At 62.9% G+C, this 7,357-nt stretch carries 6 protein-coding genes; 2 read left to right on the forward strand and 4 right to left on the reverse strand.

Going from position 1 to position 7,357, the window contains the following annotated elements:
- Positions 1–90: 90 nt before the first annotated feature.
- Positions 91–1,563, forward strand: a complete 1,473-nt coding sequence (locus A3736_RS12275) for a methyl-accepting chemotaxis protein (RefSeq protein ID WP_082851470.1) — start codon at positions 91–93, stop codon at positions 1,561–1,563.
- A 13-nt stretch (positions 1,564–1,576) separates the two neighbouring features.
- Here the strand turns inward: A3736_RS12275 and A3736_RS12280 are convergent, their stop codons facing one another.
- Positions 1,577–2,425, reverse strand: a complete 849-nt coding sequence (locus A3736_RS12280; RefSeq protein WP_067683370.1) for a MoxR family ATPase — start codon at positions 2,423–2,425, stop codon at positions 1,577–1,579.
- Positions 2,426–2,502: 77 nt separating this feature from the next.
- Positions 2,503–3,807, reverse strand: coding sequence for a serine hydrolase (locus A3736_RS12285; protein ID WP_067683371.1), 1,305 nt, complete (start codon positions 3,805–3,807; stop codon positions 2,503–2,505).
- Positions 3,808–3,908: 101 nt separating this feature from the next.
- On the opposite strand from A3736_RS12285, the gene A3736_RS12290 reads away from it, so the two are divergent.
- A complete protein-coding gene (locus A3736_RS12290; protein ID WP_067683373.1) occupies positions 3,909–5,126 on the forward strand; it encodes an alpha/beta fold hydrolase in 1,218 nt (405 codons plus the stop codon).
- Here A3736_RS12290 and A3736_RS12295 read toward each other — a convergent pair.
- The gene (locus A3736_RS12295; RefSeq protein WP_067683375.1) at positions 5,123–5,494 is read right to left on the reverse strand and encodes a hypothetical protein; all 372 of its coding nucleotides are present in this window, start codon (positions 5,492–5,494) and stop codon (positions 5,123–5,125) included. The two genes, A3736_RS12290 and A3736_RS12295, sit on opposite strands and share 4 nt — an antisense overlap.
- On the reverse strand, positions 5,487–7,357 hold a 1,871-nt coding region (gene parE / locus A3736_RS12300), incomplete at its 5' end, for a DNA topoisomerase IV subunit B (protein ID WP_067683379.1). The genes parE and A3736_RS12295, both read right to left, overlap by 8 nt.

The raw sequence follows: 7,357 nt of genomic DNA on the forward strand, positions 1-7,357 counted from the left end.
CCGGGTCCGGTAAATCAGAGTATCGTTTACCGGACCCTAACCATTGGGGCCGCAGAAAAGGGCCGCGACCAAAAAGGGGAATCGCAGAATATGGAGATGCTGGCCTTGGACGAGCGCGGTGCGAGTGCGCTCGACTTGATTCCGGAATCCTGCGGCAAGGTGACCGTGGGATGTTCCGAAGTGGCTGGAATCGTCCAGGCGGTGATAGACAGTTCGGGTCGCCTTCGTGACGAGCACAGGGAATTGCAGGGCACGGTACGCGAACTGGAACAGGACCAGCGGCGCGTCTCCGAAGCCAGCGACGAAGCCCGTCTGCTCTCGGCGCGCGCCATCGAGCGCCTCGACCAGGGCTCGAGCCAGATCGAAGCTTCGCTCACTCAGATTTCGGGCCTTCTCGACCTGGTCGAAACTCTGGCAACGCATGTCACGGGTTTTGCGGCCGCAATGGAACAGGTCCAGCGCTGTTCGCAGAATATCGAACAGATCGCCGAAACCACGAATATTCTTGCGCTCAACGCCACCATCGAGGCCATGCGGGCCGGCGAGGCTGGGCGCGCCTTCGCCGTCGTCGCGAACGAGGTGAAATCGCTTGCCGCCGAAACCCGGCAGGCCACCGACGAGATATCGAGTGTGATCGGTACGCTCGGAACCGAGGCTTCGACGGTCATCGAAAGAATCGAAGTGGGGGCGAAGGCAAGCAGCGAGGCGAAAACCTCGGTCGGCAATTTCGAGAAGATGCTGGACAAGGTCGTCTCGCTGGTGCGCGAGGTTGATTCGCAGAACGAGGAAATCGCGCGCGCGAACGGCATGATGACCGCCGGTGTCGGCCGCGTTCAGGACAGCCTCGAACAGTTCGATATGGCCGCGAGCGAAAACGAGCGCAGGCTGTCTTCCGCACATGACAAGATCGAGGATCTGGAACTGACGGCGAGCGAGATGTTTGATCGCATCGTCAAGGCCGACCTGTCACCTCAGGACAAATTGATGGTCGAAAAGGCGAAAACACGTGCCGCCGAGGTAACGCGTATCGCCGAAGAGGCGATCGCCAATGGTTCTCTCAGGATCGAGCAGCTTTTCGATACCAATTATCGTCCGATAGAGGGCAGCAAACCGCCGCGCTTTCGAACCGGCCTAACCACATGGGCAAACGAGCATTGGCGGCCCGTCCTAGACGCTAGCGCCGAAACGCCCGGCGTCATGGCCGCGGCCTGCACGGATATGAATGGTTTCCTGCCCACCCACCTGACCCGATATTCGCAGTCGTCGACAGGTGACCTTACCCACGATACCCGATTCTGCCGGAACGGTCGCATCATCTTCGATGCCATCGACAAGAAGGCCAAGACGAGTCCTGACGACTATATGATGGCCGTCTACCGCCAGGAAGGCGATGGGAAGACCTACAACGTCGTGCGCAATGTCTATGTGCCGGTCGTGATACAGGGCCGTCGCTGGGGCAATCTGGAACTGGCTTACACGTTCGACGGACATGGATTTGCGCATACCGGAAGAGAAGCGATCTCGACGACCGCTTCGCATGGTATGGCCGGTTTAACCGCCTGAAGTGTTCTAAGCTTCAGCTCTGGCGCCGGGCCATAAAGGCCAGACGTTCGAACATCATGACATCCTGTTCGTTCTTGAGCAGCGCGCCGTGCAGCGGCGGGATCGCCGAATTGGGATTGCTGTCTTGCAGCACTTCCAGCGGCATGTCTTCGTTCAGGAGCAATTTCAACCAGTCGAGCAATTCGCTGGTGCTGGGCTTCTTCTTTAGGCCGGGCACTTCGCGCAGTTCGTAGAACATATCCATTGCGCGCGTTACCAGCGTCTTCTGGATGTCGGGGAAATGCACGTCGATGATCTCCCGCATCGTCTCGCGATCGGGAAATTTGATGTAGTGGAAGAAGCAGCGGCGCAGGAAAGCGTCGGGCAATTCCTTCTCGTTGTTCGACGTGATGACGACGATCGGACGTTCTTTCGCTGCGATGGTCTGGTGCGTTTCGTAGACATCGAAGCTCATTCGATCGAGTTCCTGCAACAGATCGTTGGGGAATTCGATATCGGCCTTATCGATCTCGTCGATCAGAAGGACGGGCAGCTGTTCGCTGGTGAACGCTTCCCACAATTTGCCCTTCTTGATGTAATTTGAAATGTCGTGGACGCGCTCGTCGCCCAATTGACCGTCGCGCAGGCGAGCGACCGCGTCGTATTCGTAAAGGCCCTGCTGCGCCTTGGTGGTCGATTTGACGTTCCATTCGATCAGTGGCGCATTCACCGCCTTGGCGATTTCATGCGCCAGCACCGTCTTGCCCGTTCCCGGTTCGCCCTTGACCAGCAGAGGGCGGCGCAAGGTCACGGCGGCGTTGACGGCCACCTTCAGATCCTCGGTGGCGATATAGGAGCTGGTGCCTTCGAAGCGCTGCGTCATGGATGGTCCTCGGATCGGGTTGCGGAAACAATAGCCCGGTTAGGGATCGCAGCGCGTCGGGGCAAGGGCCGCGCGCGCTATCTGAGGGCCAGTATCCGAACGGCGATAAGGCCAAGCGCGGTATTATCGACCGGCGCTTGCGGGTCGAGCCAGCTCGCCGCGAGCATGTGCCAGCGTCCCGCCTCGTCCCTCAGCAGCCAGGTCAGATTGAGCACGCCCGGTTCCGATCCGCCCTTGAACCCGGCATAGCTCCAGCCCGCGCGCTGTTTTTCGGAAAGCTGCGGGCTGACGGCCAGAATGTCGAACAGCGTCGGATCGCTCAGCGCGATCAGGGTCCGTAGCAATCTGCGCTCGTCCTCCATGCTGGCGAACCATTCGATGTCCTCGACCAGCACCGGTTCGGCCAGCGCCGCGACCACCTGCTCGGTCGTCACATCGTCGCCTCCCAGATCGGCAAGCATCGCGCGGCGTTCGTCTTGATCTATAGCAGCATAGGTGGGGCCGACATCGAGCGTCTTCAGCAAAAACATCTCGCGCGTGGTCAGGAAGGGCAGAGTGCGTTCCGGCGCAGAATGCCCGGTGCGGCGGAGAAACTCCTCGACCCGCTCGCGCCCTACCTGGCGTATCAGCGTATCGGTGGCGGTGTTGTCGCTGATCGAAATCATGAGCGTCGCTAGGGTCTGCACGGTGGCCGGGGCGCCTTCTGGCCAGTTCTGCGTGATGCCGCTGGGAAAACTCGCCTGCCCAACAGGGACGACCTGATCCCAGCGCAAGCGCCCTTCGGCCACCGCCTCGCCAATTGCGCCGAGCACGTAGAGCTTGAAGGCCGAGCCGAGCGCGAATTGCCGATCCGCGTCGCCATAGGAAAAGATCGGTTCGCCATCGAGCGGACCGAACCAGGCGGCGACGACGCCCGGCAAATCCGCCAAATCGGCTGCGATCGCTTCCGCGCCGGTCTCATCGGCACTCGCGCCGCTGCCAGCGATGGGCGCGAAGTCGGACAATTGCAGACCCGCGATCCGCGCTTCTCCGGTATCGGCCAGGATCATCGTGCCGGACCCGATCGCGCGTTCGAAACGGATTGCGATCCGCGCCTGCATAGGGCTCACCGTTTCGACCGATTCGACGCCGACGACGGCCCCGAACTGGCTTTCGAGCTGGGCGTTCATCTGCTCCAGCGCAGCGGCGGGAATTTGCGAAAGAAATTCCGCGGTGAAGAGATCGCCAGGCGCGATATCTCCGCGCAGCCATCCGACCACGTCCTGCGCCCGCCGGTCCAGCGGGCCTGCCTCGGCCGCCTGCTGCGTCGCTGCATCCTGCGCGTGGGCCACGGTCGGAACGCTGAAGGCCAGAAGCAGTCCGGCGGTAATCGCGCGCAACATCTTTTGAAAATCCCCCTTTTTTCTCTCGGAAAGACAATCGCGGGTTCGACGCGGGCGTGCAAGCGTCTAGGCTAATGAAAATCTTTCCTGCCGGAGTGCCCATGCCCACCGAACGTCTCACCATCACCTCGCCCGCAGGCACCGAACTTGCCGGATCGCTGGAATTGCCGACCGGTCTGGTGCGCGGCGCGGCGCTGTTCGCGCATTGCTTCACCTGCACGCGCCAGAGCCGCGCGGCCGTGCATGTGGCGCGAGCGCTCGCGGCGGAGGGGATCGCCTGCCTGCGCTTCGATTTCACCGGGCTGGGCGACAGCGAAGGTGAGTTCGGACGCGCCGGTTTTGCCACCGACGTTGCCGATCTGGTCGCGGTCGGCGCGTATCTCCACGACCGTTTCGCGCAGCCGATCCTGCTCGTCGGCCACAGCCTCGGTGGCGCGGCAGTGCTGGCAGCGGCGGATGAAATCGGGCTGGAGCGGATCGCGGCCATTGCAACGATCGCCGCACCCGCCGACGTGCCGCACGTCCTCGAACGGATCGATGGCGATCTCGCGGCCATCCGCAAGGATGGCGAGGGCGCGGTGACGATCGGCGGGCGCAGGTTCAAGCTGGGCCGCGAATTCATCGAGCGGGCCGAAAGTGTCGATCTCCTCGCCGAAGTCGCCGCCCTGCGCTGCCCGCTGCTGTTCCTGCATTCGCCGACCGACGGGCTGGTGGGCATCGAGCACGCGAGCGCCCTGTTCGGCGCGGCGAAACATCCCAAGAGCTTCGTTAGCCTGGAAGGCGCGGATCACCTGTTGCTGGACGAAACCAATGCCCGTTTCGCTGCGAGCATCATCGCGAGCTGGGCGCACCGCTATCTGCCCTTGCGTGACGACTGGCCGATGCCGGAAGAAGGCGTGGTGGTGAAGAACGGACATGGGAAGTTCGGCACCGAGGTCCATACCGCCACGCACCGCTTCATCGCGGACGAGCCGCACGCGGTCGGCGGCGACGATAGCGGGCCGACGCCTTACGATCTTCTGCTCGGCGCGCTGGGCACGTGTACGGCGATGACTATGAAAATGTACGCCGATCGCAAGGACTGGCCGCTGGAAGGCGTCTCGATCCATCTGACGCATGACCGCGACCATGCGAAGGATTGCGATCACTGCGCGGACCCCAAGACCAAAGTGCAGTCGATCGAACGCGCCATCACTCTGACGGGAGACGGACTGGGCGAGGAGCAACGCGCGAGGCTGATGGAGATCGCCGATATGTGCCCGGTCCACCGCACGCTGGAGGGTGAACTGCACGTGCACTCGCGCGCCGGGCCGGATTAGGCCAGCAGCGAAATCACGCTGATCGCAAGGAAGAACAGCAGCATGACGATCGTCGCCGCGCGCCACGCGAGCGAGGCCTCTGCCATTCCGCGCCGCTGCGTCGCGTACCAGATCAGACCGGTCGTACCGATCGCGCAGGCGAGCACGAACGCGGTCGACGATCCGCCCGCCCAACCGAGATAGACGATGGCCGGTTGCAGCAGCACCTGAAGGATCAAAGCACCCGCGAACCAGGCGATGGGTATCGGGCGATAGGCGGCATCGGAAACATACCAGTCGGGCAGGGCGGTATCGGTACGCGAGATGCGCCGCTCGCCCGCCATGATGTCGTCCTCCCTTTCGCCGTCGGCGAAATCGTCCTCACGCATCGATCATCTCGCGGTCCATGTCGCCCGCATTGTTCTGGATGAAGTTGAAGCGATGTTCAGGATTGCGGCCCATCAGCTGGTCGACCAGTTCCTTCACCACCGCGCGCTGTTCGAATTCCTGCGGTAGAGTGATGCGGATGAGGCTGCGGCTATCCGGGTCCATCGTGGTTTCGCGCAATTGCGCCGGGTTCATTTCGCCGAGGCCCTTGAAGCGGCCGACTTCGACCTTCTTGCCCTTGAAGACCGTGGCTTCCAATTCCGCGCGATGCGCCTCGTCGCGGGCATAGCGGCTCTCTTTTCCGGCGGTCAGGCGATAGAGCGGCGGCTGGGCGAGATAGAGATGCCCCTGCCGCACCAGTTCGGGCATTTCCTGAAAGAAGAACGTCATCAGCAGCGTGGCGATATGCGCGCCGTCCACGTCCGCATCGGTCATGATGATGATCCGGTCGTAGCGCAGCTGTTCGGGGTCGCAATCCTTGCGCGTGCCGCAACCCATGGCGAGCGTCAGGTCGGCGATCTCGCTATTGGCGCGGATCTTGTCGGCGGTGGCGCTGGCGACGTTCAGGATCTTGCCGCGGATCGGCAGGATCGCCTGCGTCTTGCGATTGCGTGCCTGTTTGGCGCTGCCGCCCGCACTGTCGCCCTCGACGATGAAAAGCTCGGTCTCGCCATCGCCTTCACCCGAACAATCGGTGAGCTTGCCGGGGAGGCGCAGTTTCTTCGCGTTGGTGGCCGTCTTGCGCTTGATCTCGCGCTCGGCCTTGCGCCTCAGGCGCTCGTCCATCCGCTCCATCACCTGGCCGAGCAACGCCTTGCCGCGATCCATATTGTCGGACAGGAAATGGTCGAAGTGATCGCGCACCGCGTTCTCGACGAGGCGCGCAGCTTCCGGGCTGGTGAGGCGATCCTTGGTCTGGGACTGGAACTGGGGATCGCGGATGAAGACGCTGAGCATCACTTCGGCGCCCACCATCACATCGTCCGCGGAAAGATCCTTGGCCTTCTTCTGGCCGACGAGATCGCCGAATGCGCGCAAGCCTTTGACGAGCGCGGCGCGTAGGCCCTGTTCGTGCGTGCCGCCATCGGGGGTGGGCACGGTGTTGCAATACCAGCTGGTCGATCCGTCCGAATAGAGCGGCCAGGCGATCGCCCATTCGACCCGTCCGGCCTCGTCCGCGAAGTCCTGCCGCCCGGTAAAGGGCTGGGCCGTCACGCATTCGCGCCCGCCGATCTGTTCGGCGAGGTGATCGGCGAGGCCGCCGGGAAATTTGAACACCGCCTCTGCGGGTACGTCCTCGCTGGCGAGGGATTCGTCGCATTTCCAGCGGATCTCGACGCCCGCGAAGAGATACGCCTTCGACCGGGCGAGCTTGAACAGCCGCTTGGCGCTGAAATTGCGCTCGCCGAAGATTTCGGTGTCGGGCGTGAAGGTGACGGTGGTGCCGCGCCGATTGGGCGTCGGGCCCAGTTCCTCGATCGGGCCGAGCGTCTGGCCCTTGGAAAATTCCTGCGCGTAAAGCTGCCGGTCGCGCGCGACTTCGACGCGGGTGTGCGAAGACAGCGCGTTGACCACGCTGACGCCGACGCCGTGGAGTCCGCCGCTGGTGGCATAAGCCTTGCCGGAGAACTTACCGCCCGAATGGAGCGTCGAGAGGATCACTTCGAGCGTGGACTTGCCCGGAAACTTGGGATGTTCGCCGACCGGAATGCCGCGCCCGTTATCGGTGACGGTGACGCGGTTTTCGGTGTCGAGCCGCAATTCGATCCGCGAGGCATGGCCTGCCACCGCCTCGTCCATAGCGTTGTCGAGCACTTCGGCGACGAGATGGTGCAGCGCGCGATCGTCGGTCCCGCCGATATACA

Source organism: Erythrobacter sp. HI0063, assembly GCF_001635685.1.
In the GTDB taxonomy this organism is placed as follows: Bacteria; Pseudomonadota; Alphaproteobacteria; order Sphingomonadales; family Sphingomonadaceae; genus Qipengyuania.